Below are 16,342 nucleotides of genomic sequence, written 5' to 3'. Positions count from 1 at the left end.
CACCGTGGGAACCGGAGGAGCGGAGCCCGCGCTAGACGACGATGATTAGCACGAGGAGGACAACGAGAAGGAGGAGCGAGCCCAACAGGCCGACCGTCCGGTGACGGTCGCCGCCTTCCCCGGGTTGAGGGGGCGGCTCCGGCATGCCGGCGGTCGGGCTGCCGCTCATTCCGTTGAAAGTCTGCCCCGTCATCGGGTCGTGCTTATCGTGATGATTCGTCATGGGGCTCTCCTCCCGTTCTCTCCAGACTATCCGTGGGGACGCGGGGTTGTGCTTGGGCAGAGGTTCAGGGGTGGGTGACTCACGGGTATCCTGGTGATCTCCGGAGCGGCGACTGGATGGGACACTTTCCCGGCTTCAGGGGACCGGGCGGGGCGGCGAAGTCCCCCTGTTGAATCGGCGGGGAAGCTCCGGCAGCCGGGGGAGTCACAAGAGTACGGCCACCCGGGCCCGCCACGGCACCGAGAGGCTGGCGCCCAGACTCCTAGAACCAGGTGACCGGCCGTACCTGATTCGCCATGTCCACCAGCGCGTAGCGGTGGCGGGGGTAGGGGGCCTGGCGGGCCTGGCGGCGCAGGGTCTCGGACAGGCCGGTCCGCAGGCCGCGCTGTGTGAAGTCGTGCTCGAACAGCGGGTTCGCGGAGGCCGCCGACTCCACCCCCGCGTCGCGCAGGAAGTTCAGCCCGGCGGACATGACGGCGATCTTGATCTGCAGGAAGCGCGGCTCGTTGGTCGGGATCTCCTCCAGCCGACGCGCCGCGCGGCGGATGCGGGACTCGGTCAGCGTGCCGGAGATCAGCTGCAGGATCGTGGTCAGCTGCGCCATCCGGTGGTGGCGGGAGGCCTGCGGCACCTTGTCCAGGGCGGCGACGGCCATCTCGATCTGGTCCTCGGCCATCAGTTGACGGGCCAGGCCGAACGCCGAGGAGACCGTCGTCAGGTTCGTCACCCACACCAGCCCGTAGAGGCGCATGGCGTTGAACCGCAGGAGCGGCGGGTCCTGGGTCAGGTGCGACCAGGTGGTGGACATGTCGGTGAAGATCTCGTTGTCGAGATCGGCGAGGCTGCCACCCAGCACGGAGGTCGCGCGTGCGGTCTTCTCGTCCAGCAGGGCGCTGTGGTGGAAACCGAGCTGCTGGAGGATGAGCTCGTTGACGGCCGCCAGCGCGAGCTTCGGGGCGGCCTCCCCGGGCAGGATGTTGAGCACCTCGGCGAAGTGGCGCTGGGCGGCGACGTAGTCGTCCAGCAGCAGGGCCGTCACGCCCGAGTACCACTGGAAGCGCCAGTCGTGGCCGAGTTCGGATTCCAGGGATCCCAGCCAGGTGCGCGCCTGCCCGGTGAATCCCAGGTCGAGCATGGCGCGCACCACGCCGAGGGGGATCTCGGCGGACTGCTCGTACTCCTCGGTCTTCATCGCCTGGCGCAGGGTCTCCAGGGCCTCCTGCGGCTCGGTGTAGGACGAGCCCGAGAGCATGGCCGCGCCGACGTCGTTGCGGTCGATCAGGGGCGCGGGCAGGGCGGAAACGACCTCGGGGGCGGTGATGCGCACGGTGCGGTCGACGCCGTCGATGAGCTGGTCGGTGCGGAAGACCAGGTGCTTCGTGCCGAAGGTGGTGCGCTGCGGGGAGAACAGCGAGTGCTGGGCGGGGTACTGCACCCCGTCGCGTACGGCGAGCACCTCACGCAGGACCCCGTAGAGCTGGGTGCGTAGCTCCTCGACGTTGCGGAAGCGCTTCGCCGGATCGGAGTGGGTGGCCCGCAGCAGGAGCCGGTAGAAGGACAGGTAGCGGCGGAAGATCGGTTCGGTGTTCGGGCTCGGCAACCCGTGGGTGTAGACGCCGTTCTGTTTGGGCAGGTGGACGGTCAACGCCGCCAGGGTGCGGCCGACGGTGTAGATGTCACTGGCCACGGAGGGTCCTTCGGCGCCGACCTCCGGGGCCTGGAAACCCTTGGTGCCGTAGATGAAGCCGAACGCCCCGATGCCGGAGACCGCGCCCAGGTCGATGAGCTTGACCTGTTCCTCGGTGACGATGATGTTGTCCGGCTTCAGGTCGTTGTAGACGACGCCGCGGGAGTGGAGGTAGTCGAGCGCCTCCAGCGTCTCGAGGATGTAGCCGATCGCCAGGTCCACGCGCAGCAGGTGGTCCGGCTGCGCGTTGCGACGGTCGCGCAGCGACGGCCCGCCGACGTACTCCATGACGATGAATCCACCGGGCACCCGCGGATCATCGATGAAGTTGTAGATCTTCACGATCCCGGGGTGGGTGATGTCGGCGAGGAACTCGCGCTCGGCGATGGCGGTGGCCGTCTCGTCGCGGGACTTCTCCGCCTGCATGCCCTTGAGCACCACCAGGCGTCCCGAGACGAAATGGTCGTTGGCCAGGTAGATCCAGCCCAGGCCGCCGTGGGCGATCACGCCGAGAATCTCGTACTGGCCGGCCACCATCTCCCCCGGGTTGAGCTGCGGGGCGGGGATGCCCTTCTTCTTCACCGCCTTGTCGGGGTCGATCAGGGCGTTCTCGGGGCGGGTGGGCACCACGAACGGCAGGTGGACCATGCCGTCGGCGACGGTGCGCCCCACGCGCCGGGCCCCGCGGCGCTGACGGAACGTGGACAGTGCCTGCTCGCGGGCGCGGGCGGAGGTGTCGGCCGAGGACGGATCGGTGGCCGCTTCCTCACCGTCATGCCGGTCACGCAGCTCGTTGAGGTCGGCGAGCAGGGCGTCGATGTCGGCGCCCCGGTCGGCGTGGTCGTCCCACCCGTCGTCCTCGTCCTCGTCCTCGTCGGCGAAGGGGTCGAACTTCACCGCCTGGGTGCCTTCACCGGTGTCCTCCCCGGCGCCTTTCGAGGCTTTCTGCGCGGCCTCCCGCGGCGTGGGTTCCTCGTCCTCGTCCTCGTCGGCGAAGGGGTCGAACTTCACCGCCTGGGTGCCCTCGCCCGCGTCCTCCCCGGAGTCGTCCCCGCGCGGTCCGCGGTCCTCGCCACCGGTGTGGGCGGAGCGGCCGGTGCCCCGGGAGTCGGTGACATTGTCCAGATGATCGATGTGTCTGAGGCGTTCGGAACGGTCCGAGATGTGGTCGGGGGAGAGCTTGTCCCCGTGATCGTCGGGATGCTCGGTTCCGTCGGGCCGCTCGGGGCTCACTGGTCCACCTCCTCGTCGGACTCTTCAGGTTCAGTCGGTGCGGGTTCTTCACGGTAGTGCAGTGGGGGCGGACCGGAGGTGGCCAGGTAGGAGGAGAACCAGCGGTCATAGAGCCGCCACCAGGTGCCGTCCTCGCGGATGCGCTCGATCGTCGAGTTGACCTGCCGGATGAGCCCGGAGGGGTCGTGGTCCTCGGTGGGCAGTGGCATGCCCACGGCGTAGTCCTCGCGGGCCAGCGACATGCCGACGATGCGGGTGTAGGGATCCTGGGCGGCGATGCCGGAGAGGATCGTGTCGTCGGAGAGGATGGCGTGGGCCTGGTTCTGCTGCAGGGCCACCAGGCAGTCCGCCCAGTTGCGGGTCTTGAGGATCTGCGACTCGGGGGCGAAGAGGCGCGCCTTCTCCAGGGCGGTGGAGCCGTCGGCGACGCAGACGGTGCGCCCGGGCAGCTGGCCGACGCCCTCGATCGCGGAGTTGTCCATCACCAGCAGTCGGGAGTCGGTGGTCAGGTACGGGGTGGAGAAGCTGACCTCCTCCTGGCGGGTGGCGGTGACCGTCATCGTGCGGATGACCACGTCGACGTCGTGGTTCTTCAGCGAGTTGGCCCGGTCGGCGCTGTCGACGAAGCGGAAGTCCACCCGCTCCGGATCTCCGAAGATGTCGCGGGCGATCTCGCGGGCCAGATCCACCTCGAAGCCACGCAGCTCGCCCGAGACGGCGTCGCGGTAGGACAGCAGGTTCTGGGACTGGTCGACGCCGACGACGAGGCGGCCGCGTTCCACGATCTCCGGGACGCGCTCCTCGGGCGTGGCGTCGCCGGGGCGCAGCGAACCTTCCACGTCCTCGGTGTCGATCTCGCGGGGACTGACCGACCCGGCCGGTTCCACGGTCGCCCCGGCGGGCAGCGGTGGGCCGTAACCACGGGCGGTGCCGACCTCGGGCCGGGGAGCCTGGGGCCCGGAGTGGGGGATGAGTGAACAGGACGACAGCGCCAGTGCGGCCGCGAGGCCGGCGGCGATGAGGGGGAGGCGTCGGATGCTCACAGGTACTCCTGCAGTCTCGGGCGCACGCCCAGCCACACGGCGACCACCGCGGCCAGGGACAGCACCAGCACGGCGGTGGAGACCAGCTGCGTGGCCGCCAGGCCGTCATTGATGAAGGCGCGCATCGACGACCGGGCGTCGGCGATCAGCCGGGACAGCGCGGCGTCGAGTGTGTCGTAGGCGCCGGCGGCCGTCGGCGGGGAGCCCGGGGCGACGGTCGTGGTCGTCGACAGCCGCACCGCCTCCTGGAAATCGCCGGTGCGCAGCGCCTCGGCGAAGCGGGCGTGCGCGTCCTCCCAGTTGATCAGCGCGGTGCGCGCCTCGTTGACCAGTCGGCTGTTGCCGCTGGTGGCCAGGGGGTTGTGCCCCTCGGCGGCCTCGTAGTCGTCGAGGGCGGCGGTCACGCCGTCGATGGTGTCGGCGAAGGAGGCCTGGGATTCGTCGACGGATTCGCGGCGCACCAGCGACAGGGTCTCCGTGGTGCGGGCCTGCTGCGCCTGGATGCGGGAGGCGGTCAGGGAGTCCCAGGGCATGGACGCCTCCTCGAAACCGCGGGTGCCGGCCTGCCAGGTGCCGAAATTGGACACCGAGACCCAGATGATCGCCGTGACCAGCAGTGCCGTGGCGGCCAGGAAACCCTTGTTGAGTCTGCGGCGGGTCAGCCGCCACAGCCACCACTGGGCCAGCAGGAGGAAGACCACGGCGGCGAGCAGGCCGGACAGTGGCACCCACTGCGGGGCGGTCAGGTGGTTCTGCTGTTCACGCACCTGCCCGCTGGTCAGGATGAACAGCTCGGAGGCCGCGGGCAGGATCTCCTCGCGCATGAGGGAGGAGGCCTCGGCCATGTACGCCACGCTCACCGGGTTGCCCGCCCGGTTGTTGGTGCGCGCGGTCTCCACCAGGCCGGTGTAGACGGGCAACTGCCGCTGGATGGTGGTGACCAGCTCCAGGGCGCGGTCGTCGTCCATGGTCATGCCGGCCGCCGTCTCGGAGGCGGCGACCGACGCCCGGTCGACCGCGGCGTTGTAGCGCGCCCGGGTGCCGGCGGATTCCACGCCGGCCTGGACGAAGCCGGTGGTGGCGATCGTGTCGGCCAGCGACAGGGAGGTGTAGAGGTTGTGGGCCGCGTAACTCATCGGCTCCGTGGAGGTCAGCAGGACATCCAGGGCGGTCTGGCGGGTGGCGGAGGACTGCGACATGGAGTAGCCCGCCGCGAAGATCGCCACCGACAGCACCAGCGTGACCGTCAGCAGCTTGCCCGGGGTGGTGGCGATGTAGGAGAAGATGCGCCGCAACCACAGCACCGGCACCGTGAAGGTCCCCGTCGCCCGGGACACGAGACTGCGGTGGCTCTCCTCCTCCTCGGAGCTGACCTCGTCGAGCCAGTGATCCTGGGTGTCCTCCGGGACGTCGGCACCGTCATCCTCCACCGCGGGGCGGGCGGGGGTGGTCACGGCGTCGCCGAGATCGCGCAGCCGGGTCCGGGTGCGGACGAGCTGCGCACCTGCGGAATCCCCCGACTGAATCGGCGGTGCAGGCTCGGAGGTGTCCTTGGCGCCGGTCATTACCTTAGGATAACCCGCTCACCACATTGAATGCCATGCTTGCGTTCACCTCCCGGCGGCGGTGGCGGGGAAAGGTCCGGGCGGCGGTCGGAACTGCCCGGGCGAGGGGAGGAACATCGCCGTCCCGATACCGCTACGCTCGAATCCATGAACGGTGACGGCAACGGCTGGGCGGCGGGGCCCGGCGGAGTGAAGGTGTGGGGCCGCTACGGTGCTGCCGGGCTGCTCCTGCTCGCGGAACCGGACGCCACGGGCGTCGAGGTGCTCATGCAGCACCGCGCCCCGTGGACCAACGCCGGCGATACCTGGGCGCTGCCGGGCGGGGCACGGGACTCCCACGAGTCCACGGCCGAGGCCGCGCTCCGGGAGGCCATCGAGGAGTGCTCCCTGGATCCCTCGCTGATCGACGTCCTCCACGAGGAGATCACCGCCGGCCCTTTCCCGGCGGACCCGGACCAGCCGGAGCTGGCCGGGGACTGGACGTACACCACCGTCATCGCCCGGACCCGCGGCGGCCGCCGCCTGCTGACGCACGCCAATGAGGAGTCGCTGGAACTGCGCTGGGTGCCGCTCGACGAGCTCGATTCCCTGCCGTTGATGCCCGCGTTCCAGAAGGCCCTGCCCGGCCTGCGGGAGATCATCGCCGACCTGTGAGGCTGAGCCGCCGCCGCGGCGTCGACTGGGTTCAGCGGGCGCGCACCCGGAAATCTGTGGCAGTCTGGACGACATGATTGACGTGGAAGGCCTGACAAAGCAGTATGGGCAGGTCCGTGCTGTCGACGATCTGACGTTTTCCGTGAAACCCGGGATCGTCACCGGATTCCTGGGCCCCAACGGGGCGGGCAAGTCCACCACCATGCGCATGATCCTCGGGCTGGACCGCCCCACCGCCGGGACCGCGACCATCGGCGGCAAGCGCTACCGCGACCTGAAGAACCCCGTCACGGAGGTCGGCGCCCTGCTCGACGCAAAAGCGGTGCACCCCAACCGCAGTGCCGCCAACCACCTGAAGTGGCTCGCCCAGTCCAATGGCCTGCCCGCGCGCCGGGTCGACGAGGTCCTGGGCCTGGTCGGCCTGACGGAGGTGGCGGGCAAGAAGGCCGGCGGCTTCTCCCTGGGCATGGGCCAGCGCCTCGGCCTGGCCGGCGCCCTGCTGGGGGACCCGCAGGTGCTCATCCTCGACGAGCCGGTCAACGGCCTGGACCCGGAGGGTATCCGCTGGGTGCGCGGCCTGCTCAAGGCGCTGGCCGACGAGGGCCGGACCGTCCTGGTCAGCTCCCACCTGCTGTCGGAGATGGCGATGACGGCCGACCACCTGATCGTCATCGGTCGCGGACGCCTGGTCGCCGACACCTCCACCTACGAGTTCATCAAGCAGCACTCCGCCTCGACGGTGGTGGTGCGTTCCGGGCACCACGATGAGTTCCTCTCCGCCCTGCGCGAGGAGAACATCGATTTCCACGTGGGCACGGACCCGGAGGGGCGGGCGACGATCGAGATACCGGAGCGGAGCACCGACGAGATCGGTGCCCTGGCCTTCTCGACGGGCGTGCTGCTCAGCGAGCTGAGCCTGCGGCGCGCCTCCCTGGAGGACGCCTTCATGGAGATGACCGGGGACGCGGTGCAGTACCACGGCACCACGGCCGCCACGACCCAGCCGGGCGTCGAGAAGCCCCGGACGGAGGAGAAGCAACCGTGACGTTCCTGAACACCCTCGCCTCCGAGTGGACCAAGCTGCGCACCACCCGGTCCTTCTGGTGGACCACGGCGCTGTTCCTGTTCTTCAGCCTCGGCTGGGCGGTCATGCAGGGCAACTTCACCCCCGAAGTCCAGGCCGGGATCCCCACGCTGCGGGCGCCGGCGATCGTCCTGGCGGTCTACAGCTTCGGCTTCACCGTGCTGATCATCCAGGCGGTCATGGTGGTGACCACCGAGTACCGCTACAACCTGCAGTCCGTCACCTACCTGGCCAGCCCGCAGCGCTGGGTCGTCGCGTTGGCGAAACTGGTGATGTACGTGGTCATGGCTGCGGTGCTGACCTTCCTGACGGTGATCGTCAGCTACTACCTGGCGAAGATGCTGGCCCCCGCCTCCGCGGCGGAGCTGTTCCACCCCTTCGATGACGAGCAGGCGCTGCGGCTGATGTGGGTCTATCCCGTCGCGGCCGTGATGTTGATGACGTTCGCCCAGGGCATCGCGCTGCTGCTGCGGCAGACCACCGGCGCGGTGGCCCTGATGCTCATCTGGTTCATGGGCGTCGAGGCGCTCGTCGGCATCATTCCCCGGGTCGGCGACAAGATCCTGCCCTACCTGCCCATGGAGAACCTCGACGCCTTCATCAATGACGAGGCCGTCCAGAACGCCCCGTGGGGGGTCGGCGGCAGCGGGCTGTATTTCGCTGCGTGGGCGGTGGTGCTGTGGATTCTCGGCGCCATCGTCCTGGAGCGGCGCGACGCCTGAGACGACGGGGGACGCCGGTTCAGTTGAAAGTGGTGTAGACCAGCAGGATGAGGGCGGGGATGACGAGGTAGAACCCCGCGAGTAGGGAACCCGTGGCCACGTACCCGTGGGTGGCGGCCCGGCCACCGGCCTGGGCCGCCCGGATGAGCAGCTCGCGCAACGGGCGGATGAGCAGCACCAGCAGGGTGCCGATCACGTTGAACAGCACATGGATCAGCGCGGCCTGCAGGGCGAAAGGGCCCAGCCAGCCGGGCACCGCCAGGGCGGTGACCAGCGACATGAACGTGGTGCCGATGTTGGCACCCAGGATGATGGGCAGCAGTTCGCGCAGTCTCATCGACTTCGCCGCCGCGAAGGGCAGCAGGGACGACACCGTCACCGACGACGCCTGGACGCCCATCGTGATGAGCGCACCGGACGTGACACTGAGCAGGTCGGAGGTGCCGGAGGAACGCTTGATCAGCGTGCGGGTGGTGGCGGCCATGAGGGTGCGCAGCTGCGCACTCATCGTGCGCACCGCCAGCAGCACCAGCACGATGCCCAGGACGATCGCCACGGCCGAGGCGACCCGCGGCTCGAAGAACGCGCCGAGCAGACCCTGGGGGCCCACCGCGTCGACGAGCGGGGAGAACAGCGAGAACAGGAGACCACTGGTGGCCGTCGAGGTCTCACTGTCACTGACGGTCAGACCTGCCAGGAAGCCGGAGAGATGCTGGAGCGGTTGGAAGATCAGCTCCAGCGGCAGCAGCAGTGCCACGAACAAGACGTTGAACCCGGTGTGCAGGGAGGCCGCGGAGTACGCGCGCCGGAACTCGCCGCGCTGGCCGAGGTAGCTGAAGGCGACGATCGACGCGGTGATCGTCGTGCCGATGTTCGCGCCCAGGATGACCGGGACCGCCACGGCGACGGGGACGACGCCGGATCCCACGGCCGCGACGGTCAGTGTGGTCACCGTCGACGAGGACTGGATCGCCGCGGTGGCCAGGACGCCGACGAGCAGGCCGATGAAGGGGTGGGTCGCCAGGTCGAACAGCTGGGAGACCATGCCGGAACCCACACCGTACACGCCGTCGATCATCAGGTAGATGGCCGTGATCATCACGATGACGGAGGTGACGACGGCGAGCCAGCGGACGGCGGCCCCGGGGAAGGACAGCGCGACCACGTCACGGTCCTGTGGGATGGGCCGTGGGCTGAGGTAGTGGTGGGTTCCCGGGAAGGACGGGCGCTGGATTCGCGGGGTACGCATTTCCTCGGTGGTCACGGCACGATTCCTCTCCCCGAACGACCGGACGTGTCACCTGTTGGTAACTCAACGGACAGTGATTGTCCATGTGAATGTAGCAGTTTGGGCATTTTTCTGAAAGAAACCACCATTATTCCTGCCCGCGGAAGCTTTCCAGGGGGTAGTATGTGTGGGTTGTGCACTGCGTGAGCAGGCCGCTGAAAGAAGGAGACAGAATGACTCACGACGATCAGCGACAGGGGAAACAGCAGCTCACCGTGCCGCTGCTGATGGGGCTGGCGCTGCTGACATCCTCGGGGCCGTTCGCCATCGACATGTATCTGCCGGCGCTGCCGGTTCTCGCCGAGGACCTGGGCACCACCGACTCCATGACGCAGCTGACCCTGTCGGGCTTCGTTCTCGGCCTGGCCATCGGGCAGCTGGTGACCGGCCCGGTCTCCGACTCCCTCGGGCGCAGGAAGCTCATGGTCGGGGGAGCCATCCTGGCCCTGGCCGCCGCAGTGCTCGCCGCCCTGGCCCCCACGATCGAGATCCTCATCCTCGCCCGCCTCCTCCAGGGCCTCGGCGGCGGCGCCTGCGTGGTGCTGGCCCGCGCCGTCATCCCCGACCTCGCTCAGGGCGACAGGGCGGCCCGGGCCTTCGCCCTGCTGATGGCGATCCAGGGGATCGCGCCGATCGCCGCCCCCGTGGTCGGCGGCCTCCTCGTCGAACCCCTCGGCTGGCGAGGCCTGTTCTGGATCCTCTCCGCCATCGCGTTCGCCCAGCTGCTGGTGGCCCTGTTCGTGGTCCGGGAATCGAAGCCGCCGGAGGAGCGCAGCCCGTTCACCGTGGCCGGCATCCTGGGCAACTTCGGCTATGTCCTGCGCAACCGGGGGTATCGCGGCTACCTCATCAGCTTCGCCCTCGGTTTCTCCACCATGTTCGCCTACATCTCGGCCTCGCCCTTCGTGCTGCAGAACCAGCTCGGTTTCTCGGTGCAGGCCTACGCCCTGATCTTCGGGTTCAACTCCGTGGGGCTGCTGCTGGCCAACACCGTCAACGCCCGGTTGATCGGCCGACTCGACACCCACGACATCCTGCGTGTCTGTCTGGTCCTCATTCTCGTGTTCTCCGGCGCGCTCGTCGTGGTCATGCTCGTCCACCCGGTCGCCTGGCTCATCCTGCCGCTGCTGTTCCTCGCCGTCTCCCTGGTCGGCCCGGTCCTGAGCAATTCCACCGCGCTGGGCACCGGGCTGGTCAACCGGCGGGCCGGTGCCGCGAGCGCGCTCATGGGCTTCCTGCAGTTCGGCCTTGCCGGCGTCGTCAGTCCGCTGGTGGGCCTCGGCGCCAACGCCGGCTTGTCCATGGCCCTCGGCATGGCGGTCTGCTCCGCACTCGCGGTACTGGGCGCGGTTTACGCCGGGAAGGGCCGGGAGGCGGCGCAGGGCTGAGGCGGGGACGCGGCGTCGGAAATCACCTGCCGAACGGCGCCCCGGCAGTCACGGAGATAGGTAATGAGAAGTGCTTTTCCCGAGACGGTGTCCCCGCTGCGATTTTCGTCCACAGGGTGTCTCGTTTCCAGGGAGCTGAGACGCCCTTTCCCAAGTTCTCGGACAGGGGTGCAAGGCAGGAGATCGCAAAAGTTCACCTCCCTCGCCTGCTGAACAGGCATAATGCGTGCGTCACCCCGCCCCCGCGCTAATTTTTGCGAATAGCCCTGAGGATCGCGCCGCTCGCCGGGGCGGCTGACGCCGGGTAGGGCAGCTGATCATAGACGTTCGCCCTCCTTGCCTGCTCACCGCAGCCGCGCTACTAGCCAGCTGCAAACCACCAACCGGTTCACAAATACCAGCCATCGAGCGACACCGGCCGATGCCGCCGAAATCGGGTGATTCTCCGGCAGGGGAAGTACGTCCTCCCATCAGTCACGAATCGCCCGGGCGTAATACTCGGCGTCAGCCTAGGAGACACCACGCACGGCTACTGCAGCGCCGAGGTCAGCTTCATCACGTTGTCGATGTAACGGCGGAAGAAGCCGCGGCGGTTCCACTCCTCGAGCGTGAGCTGCCGGGAGACCGACCGGTAGATGCCGCCGAGCTCGTTGAGCTGGTCGAGAAGGTTGCCGTGGGCGATCATCATCGTCGATTCGTAGTTGAGGCCGAAGCTGCGGATGTCCATGTTCGCGGAACCGTACGCACCCACCGCTTGGTCGCCTTCGCCGTCCGGGTCGGCGAGCATGAATTTCGTGTGGAGCACGTAGGGCGAGGGGAACAGGTAGATGTGCACGCCCGCCTCGAGGAGCGCCTGGTAGTAGCTGGACTGGGCGTGGTGGACCATGAACTGGTCCGACTGCTCCGAGACCAGCAGCTCCACCCGCACCCCGCGGTAGCAGGCGGTGGTGACCGCGTCCAGCAGCGCCTCGTCCGGGATGAAGTACGGCGAGCACAGCATCAGGCGCTCCTTGGCGTGGTGGATGATCGAATTGAACATGCGCAGGTTCGGCTCGGTGGTGTAGCCGGGGCCGGAGGGCACGAACTGGACGATGTTGGTGTTCTCGGTCCCGCCCGTGTCAACCGCTGGGGGCGCGAGGTCGATCGTCTCCCCGGACTCGGTGTACCAGTCCACGGCGAAGACCAGCTCCAGGGAGGCGACCACCGGGCCGGAGAGCTCGACCAGGCTGTCGACCCATTTCCGGCCGGCGCGCCGGTGGCCGCGCAGCAGGTAGGAGCGGTCGATCAGGTTGAGCGAGCCCATGAAACCGATCTCGCCGTCGACGATGACCAGCTTGCGGTGGTTGCGCAGGTCGGGGCGTCGGAAGCGGGCCCGCCACGGTTTCAGCGGCAGCATGAGGTGCCAGTCCACACCGATGCGGGTCAGGCGGCGGCCGAGTTTGAGGTAGCCGGGGTACTTCCACGAGCCGACCTGGTCGAACAGCAGGCGCACCTTGACGCCGCGCTGCACGGCGCGTTCCAGGGCGTGGAAGAACACCTCGGTGGTGTCGTCCCAGGCCATGATGTAGATCTCGACGCTGACGTACTCCCTCGCCTCGTCGATGGCCTCGGCCATCCGCCGGATCGCCTGGTTGTAGTCGTTGTGCAGTCCGAGGTTGTGGGCGTAGACGGCGGGCAGGTTGGTCAGCCGCCGGTTGAGGCGGATCGTCGACTCGACCGTGGGGTTGAGGTCCATACCCCGGGGTTGGTCGGGGATGTGCGAGTGCACGTCCTCGATCATGACGTTCGCCTCCTGCTGGATGCGGTGGCGCCGCCGGTTGATGTAGGGGCTGCCCATCAGGAGGAACAGTGGCAGGCCGACATAGGGCAGCAGCAGAATGGCCAGCAGCCAGGCGGTGGAGGAGGAGGGGCGCCGGCCCTCGGGGACGAACCCGATGGCCAGGATCTTGATCGTGTAGTCGATGAGCAGCCCGATGAACTGCCAGGTGCTCAGATCGAGGGAGAGGGACACGGTGGTGGTGGGTCAGCGGGGCCGGGTCAGCGGACCTCGTCGAAGGCCTGGGACAGGCTGCGTTCCCGGAGGTCGTAGTCCACCAGGACCGGGGCGTGGTCGGAGGCGCCCTTGCCGGAACGTTCCTCGATGTCGACGAACGCGCTGCCCGCCGTGGCCGCCAGCGCCTCGGAGGCCAGCTGGAAGTCGATGCGCATGCCTTCGCCCTTCTGGTAGCGGAGCCCCTTGTAGTCCCAGTAGGTGTAGCGCTCGCGGGTGAGCGGGCGGGTGACCTCCGTCAGGCCGGCGTCGAGCAGGAAGTCGAAGGCGATCCGCTCCGGCTCGGTGACGTGCGTCGACCCCTCGAAGGCGGCGATGTCCCACACGTCCTCGTCGTGCGGGGCGATGTTGAAGTCGCCCAGCAGCACCAGCTTCTGATCCGGATCCTGCGCGAGGGTGTCCTGGACGTGGAAGCCCAGGGCGTAGAGCCAGCGCAGCTTGTAGTCGTAGTGCGGGTCGGCGATCTCGCGGCCGTTGGGCACGTACAGGCTCCACACCCGTACCCCGCCGCAGGTGGCGCCCACGGCACGGGCCTCCACGTCCTGCGGCTTGTCCGGGTTCTTGTGGAAGCCCGGCTGCCCGGGGAACTGCGTCTCGACGTCCGCGATGCCCACCCGGGAGATGATCGCCACGCCGTTCCACTGGCTGTAGCCCACGTGGGCGACCTCGTAGCCGATCTCCTCGAAGCGTTCGTACGGGAACTTGTCGTCAGCGCACTTGGTCTCCTGCACCGCCAGCACGTCGACGTCGTGGCGGAGCAGGAAGTCCACCATCCGGTCCGCGCGGGTGCGCGCCGAGTTCACGTTCCAGTTGACGATCCGCATGCGGACCAGACTACCGGGGCCGCTGCCGGCCCACCGCCCGGACGGGGGCGTACCGGTGCCGGAAGGTCCCGACCGGGGCAGCCGGACGGCGGTCAGTTGATGGGTGGGCGGCCGGAGATCACCCTGCCCCGCCCGGGACGTCGAACGCCCAGACCACGCCGAACCTGTCCGTCAGCTGGCCGTAGTGGTCGCCCCAGGGGGCGGGCTCGAACGGCATCGTCACTTCGCCGCCGCGGGAGGTGAACTTCCCGATCATCTCCTCGGCCTCCGCCGTGGTGTCGAAGGACAACAGGAAGGAATAGACATCCGACGACAGGGGCGGGTTGTCCTCGCCCACGGCGTCGCCGCCCGAGAGCAGCAGGCCGTCGGCCTCCAGCTGGGCGTGGGCGACGGCCTCGGGGGAGGGGGTGAAGGGGAAACCGGTGGTGTCCGTGTCGGCGTACTTCAGCACCTGGAGGTCACCGCCGAAGATCTCGTGGTAGTGGGACATGGCTTCCGCGGCGTTGCCGGGAAAGGAGATGTAGGGGAGAAAACGCAGGGACATCGTGGATCTCCTTGAAGGAGGCAGGCGGTGGCCTGCGGCCGATGGGGGTGTGTGCTGGCGCACACCCTCGAGGATAGGCCACCGGCTGCCGGTGAGCTAGCCCGTGTGCTCCGCGTAGCGGTGCCGGTGGTGCTCGATGAACCCGAGCTTCTCGTAGAGCATCCTGCCCGGCTCATTCGACGCGATGACCTGCAGATAGGCCTGCTCTGCGCGGTGGTGGCGTCCCCAGTACAGCATCTCGACGCCCAGCCGGGTGCCCAGCCCGCGCCGGCGCCACCGCTCGCTGACCTCCACCGCCGAATAACCCAGCCAGGTGGTGCCGTCCCCGGAGGCGGTCAGGGTGCCGCGGGTGATCGCCACGGTTTCCCCGGCCGGGGTGACCAATCGCCCGAATCCCATGGTCCCGTCGATGCGCGAGTGCAGCAGCTCCAGCGCACGCACGGGCAGGGCCTGCCCGCGGAAGTGGTAGAGCGACAGCCAGTCGTCGTCGGGTTGGTCGTCGATGCGGAACTCCAGATCCGGCAGTTCCGGCAGCACCGGAAGATCCTGCAGCTCCGGGGCGGCGTCCGCGTCCAGGGTCGACAGGTCACGGGTCATGACGATGATCTCCGGGCCCAGTTTCCAGCCCGGCCGGGCCGCCAGCTTCTCGGCGGGGGCGCCGATGCGCTCGGGGATGAGGAGGCGGACTGGCAGCTCGTGGCGGGCGTAGAAGGCCTCGATCTCCTCGGCCGGGACCCCGCCGAATCCGGCGGAGGGGCCCAGCGGGGCCGCGGAATTCGAGCGTTCGGTCACGCCGTCACCGGCGCGCATCAGCCACTGGCCGTCCTGAGACCAGGTGTGCTCGATGCCGGGGAAGGCCTTCGCGGTGGCCGTCTCCACGGCGCGGATATCGGAGTTGCGCACCCGCCGCGGCGAGAGCTTCTTGATGATCTTCAGTTGTCCGGCCGGGATCTCGATGGCCTCGGCCTGCGAGGGCAGACCGCCGACCTCCTGGGGGCGGACCACCAGCGGGTCCACTGAGACGACGTGGCCGATCACGTCGGTGAGGTGCCCCGGGGTGCCGGGGATCTCGCGGCGGACGACCACGCGGTCGCCCACGGCGACGGCGTCGGAGCGGAAGATGCGCGACATCACTCGTCGTGGCCGAACGGGTCCCGGTCCTCACCCGGCATCCAGGTCAGGCCGGGCTGATTCCATCCGTTGGCCTTGATGACCTTCTTCGCCGCGCGCTTGTTCCGTCCGATGAGCGTGTCGGTGTAGACGTAGCCGTCGAGGTGGCCGACCTCGTGCTGGAGCATGCGGGCGAAGAAGCCGTAGCCTTCGACGGAGACCTCGTCGCCGTGCTCGTCGAGGCCGGTGGCGCGGGCCCAGTCGGCGCGCTGGGTCGGGAAGCCCTCGCCGGGCACGGAGAGGCAGGCCTCGTCCTCCGAGCCGTCGTCGGCGGGCATGGTCACGGGGATTTCGGAGGTCTCGAGCACCGGGTTGATCAGGCACCCGCGCTTCATTCCGCCGTCCGGCCTGCTGGTGCCGTCGGGACCGTCGGTGTCGGGGCAGTGGTAGACGAACAGCCGCTTGTTCACGCCGATCTGGTTGGCGGCCAGGCCCACGCCGCGCGCGACCTCCATGGTCTCGTACATGTCGGCGATGAGCTCCTGCAGTTGCTCGACCGGCTCGGTGACGGGCTCGGTGGGATTGTGCAGCACGGGATCGCCGTGGATCACGATGGGGCGAACTGTCATGTTCTACAGTCTAGGCATGTCCGCGCACGTCTCTCTCACCGACCACGATTTCCGCATCCTCGATTTCGAGGAGCGCGCCCCGCGGTCCACCGGGGCGAAGGAGGAGGCGATCCGTTCCGAGTTGGGCATGAGCCCGATCCGGTATTACCAGCGGCTCAACATCATCATCGACGTGCCGGAGGCGATGGCCTCCCATCCCACCCTGACGGCCCGGCTCCGGCGCATCCGCGACCGGCGCGCCGAGGAACGTACCCGTGCCACCGGAGACACAGAGACCGGATAAGGCTAGAGTGACTAC

15 protein-coding genes are annotated in these 16,342 nt (G+C 68.7%); 5 read left to right on the top strand and 10 right to left on the bottom strand.

The features are described 5' to 3' along the window. Positions 1–31: 31 nt before the first annotated feature. From A605_RS12710 to A605_RS12695, 4 genes are all read right to left on the bottom strand, one after another. Positions 32–223 carry a hypothetical protein gene (locus tag A605_RS12710; protein ID WP_015401913.1) on the bottom strand — a complete coding sequence of 64 codons (192 nt, stop codon included), beginning with the start codon at positions 221–223 and terminating at the stop codon, positions 32–34. 262 nt (positions 224–485) lie between these two features. Then, positions 486–3,143 (bottom strand): serine/threonine protein kinase, encoded by a 2,658-nt coding sequence (locus A605_RS12705; RefSeq protein ID WP_015401912.1) that lies wholly within the window; start codon positions 3,141–3,143, stop codon positions 486–488. Continuing rightward, positions 3,140–4,186: a glutamate ABC transporter substrate-binding protein gene (locus A605_RS12700; RefSeq protein WP_015401911.1), complete on the bottom strand. Its 1,047-nt coding sequence runs from the start codon at positions 4,184–4,186 to the stop codon at positions 3,140–3,142. Before A605_RS12700 ends, A605_RS12705 begins: the two co-directional genes overlap by 4 nt. Next, entirely contained in the window at positions 4,183–5,751 is a 1,569-nt protein-coding gene (locus A605_RS12695) for a hypothetical protein (RefSeq protein ID WP_015401910.1), read from the bottom strand. The genes A605_RS12700 and A605_RS12695 overlap by 4 nt, the downstream gene beginning before the upstream one ends. A 147-nt stretch (positions 5,752–5,898) precedes the next feature. Between A605_RS12695 and A605_RS12690 the strand changes: the two genes are divergently transcribed. The 3 genes from A605_RS12690 to A605_RS12680 all read left to right on the top strand — a co-directional run bounded on the left by A605_RS12690 (position 5,899) and on the right by A605_RS12680 (position 8,211). Continuing rightward, on the top strand, positions 5,899–6,405 hold the full coding sequence (locus A605_RS12690) for an NUDIX hydrolase (RefSeq protein WP_015401909.1): 507 nt from the start codon (positions 5,899–5,901) through the stop codon (positions 6,403–6,405). Positions 6,406–6,478: 73 nt separating this feature from the next. After that, positions 6,479–7,450: an ABC transporter ATP-binding protein gene (locus A605_RS12685; RefSeq protein ID WP_015401908.1), complete on the top strand. Its 972-nt coding sequence runs from the start codon at positions 6,479–6,481 to the stop codon at positions 7,448–7,450. Next, the gene (locus tag A605_RS12680) at positions 7,447–8,211 is read left to right on the top strand and encodes an ABC transporter permease (protein ID WP_015401907.1); all 765 of its coding nucleotides are present in this window, start codon (positions 7,447–7,449) and stop codon (positions 8,209–8,211) included. The genes A605_RS12685 and A605_RS12680 overlap by 4 nt, the downstream gene beginning before the upstream one ends. Positions 8,212–8,230: 19 nt before the next feature. On the opposite strand, the gene A605_RS12675 is transcribed toward A605_RS12680, so the two are convergent. Next, positions 8,231–9,475: a Na/Pi symporter gene (locus tag A605_RS12675; protein ID WP_015401906.1), complete on the bottom strand. Its 1,245-nt coding sequence runs from the start codon at positions 9,473–9,475 to the stop codon at positions 8,231–8,233. A 197-nt stretch (positions 9,476–9,672) separates the two neighbouring features. Between A605_RS12675 and A605_RS12670 the strand changes: the two genes are divergently transcribed. After that, the gene (locus A605_RS12670) at positions 9,673–10,887 is read left to right on the top strand and encodes a multidrug effflux MFS transporter (RefSeq protein WP_015401905.1); all 1,215 of its coding nucleotides are present in this window, start codon (positions 9,673–9,675) and stop codon (positions 10,885–10,887) included. A gap of 529 nt (positions 10,888–11,416) precedes the next feature. On the opposite strand, the gene cls is transcribed toward A605_RS12670, so the two are convergent. The 5 genes from cls to A605_RS12645 all read right to left on the bottom strand — a co-directional run bounded on the left by cls (position 11,417) and on the right by A605_RS12645 (position 16,044). Beyond that, positions 11,417–12,898: a cardiolipin synthase gene (gene cls / locus A605_RS12665; RefSeq protein WP_015401904.1), complete on the bottom strand. Its 1,482-nt coding sequence runs from the start codon at positions 12,896–12,898 to the stop codon at positions 11,417–11,419. A 26-nt stretch (positions 12,899–12,924) separates the two neighbouring features. Beyond that, positions 12,925–13,761, bottom strand: a complete 837-nt coding sequence (locus A605_RS12660; protein ID WP_015401903.1) for an exodeoxyribonuclease III — start codon at positions 13,759–13,761, stop codon at positions 12,925–12,927. 118 nt (positions 13,762–13,879) lie between these two features. Further along, complete coding sequence (locus A605_RS12655; protein WP_015401902.1) at positions 13,880–14,305, bottom strand: VOC family protein; 426 nt, start codon at positions 14,303–14,305, stop codon at positions 13,880–13,882. A 96-nt stretch (positions 14,306–14,401) separates the two neighbouring features. Beyond that, the gene (locus A605_RS12650; protein WP_015401901.1) at positions 14,402–15,436 is read right to left on the bottom strand and encodes an N-acetylglutamate synthase, CG3035 family; all 1,035 of its coding nucleotides are present in this window, start codon (positions 15,434–15,436) and stop codon (positions 14,402–14,404) included. Beyond that, positions 15,436–16,044, bottom strand: coding sequence for a peptide deformylase (locus A605_RS12645; protein WP_015401900.1), 609 nt, complete (start codon positions 16,042–16,044; stop codon positions 15,436–15,438). The genes A605_RS12650 and A605_RS12645 overlap by 1 nt, the downstream gene beginning before the upstream one ends. On the opposite strand from A605_RS12645, the gene A605_RS12640 reads away from it, so the two are divergent. Beyond that, positions 16,043–16,327 carry a DUF3263 domain-containing protein gene (locus A605_RS12640; protein ID WP_027004397.1) on the top strand — a complete coding sequence of 95 codons (285 nt, stop codon included), beginning with the start codon at positions 16,043–16,045 and terminating at the stop codon, positions 16,325–16,327. The genes A605_RS12645 and A605_RS12640 overlap by 2 nt on opposite strands. Positions 16,328–16,342 lie beyond the last annotated feature (15 nt).

This window comes from Corynebacterium halotolerans YIM 70093 = DSM 44683 (genome assembly GCF_000341345.1).
Lineage (GTDB): Bacteria > Actinomycetota > Actinomycetes > Mycobacteriales > Mycobacteriaceae > Corynebacterium > Corynebacterium halotolerans.
The sequence above is the reverse complement of the archived record's forward strand: the minus strand, read 5'-3'. Positions and strand labels throughout refer to the sequence as shown.

Coding starts and splice junctions, on each gene's coding strand:
- A605_RS12710 (WP_015401913.1), bottom strand. CDS start 223: ATGACGAATCATCACGATAAGCACGACCCGATGACGGGGCAGACTTTC.
- A605_RS12695 (WP_015401910.1), bottom strand. CDS start 5,751: ATGACCGGCGCCAAGGACACCTCCGAGCCTGCACCGCCGATTCAGTCG.
- A605_RS12690 (WP_015401909.1), top strand. CDS start 5,899: ATGAACGGTGACGGCAACGGCTGGGCGGCGGGGCCCGGCGGAGTGAAG.
- A605_RS12685 (WP_015401908.1), top strand. CDS start 6,479: ATGATTGACGTGGAAGGCCTGACAAAGCAGTATGGGCAGGTCCGTGCT.
- A605_RS12670 (WP_015401905.1), top strand. CDS start 9,673: ATGACTCACGACGATCAGCGACAGGGGAAACAGCAGCTCACCGTGCCG.
- A605_RS12660 (WP_015401903.1), bottom strand. CDS start 13,761: ATGCGGATCGTCAACTGGAACGTGAACTCGGCGCGCACCCGCGCGGAC.
- A605_RS12655 (WP_015401902.1), bottom strand. CDS start 14,305: ATGTCCCTGCGTTTTCTCCCCTACATCTCCTTTCCCGGCAACGCCGCG.
- A605_RS12650 (WP_015401901.1), bottom strand. CDS start 15,436: ATGTCGCGCATCTTCCGCTCCGACGCCGTCGCCGTGGGCGACCGCGTG.
- A605_RS12640 (WP_027004397.1), top strand. CDS start 16,043: ATGTTCTACAGTCTAGGCATGTCCGCGCACGTCTCTCTCACCGACCAC.
- A605_RS12645 (WP_015401900.1), bottom strand. CDS start 16,044: ATGACAGTTCGCCCCATCGTGATCCACGGCGATCCCGTGCTGCACAAT.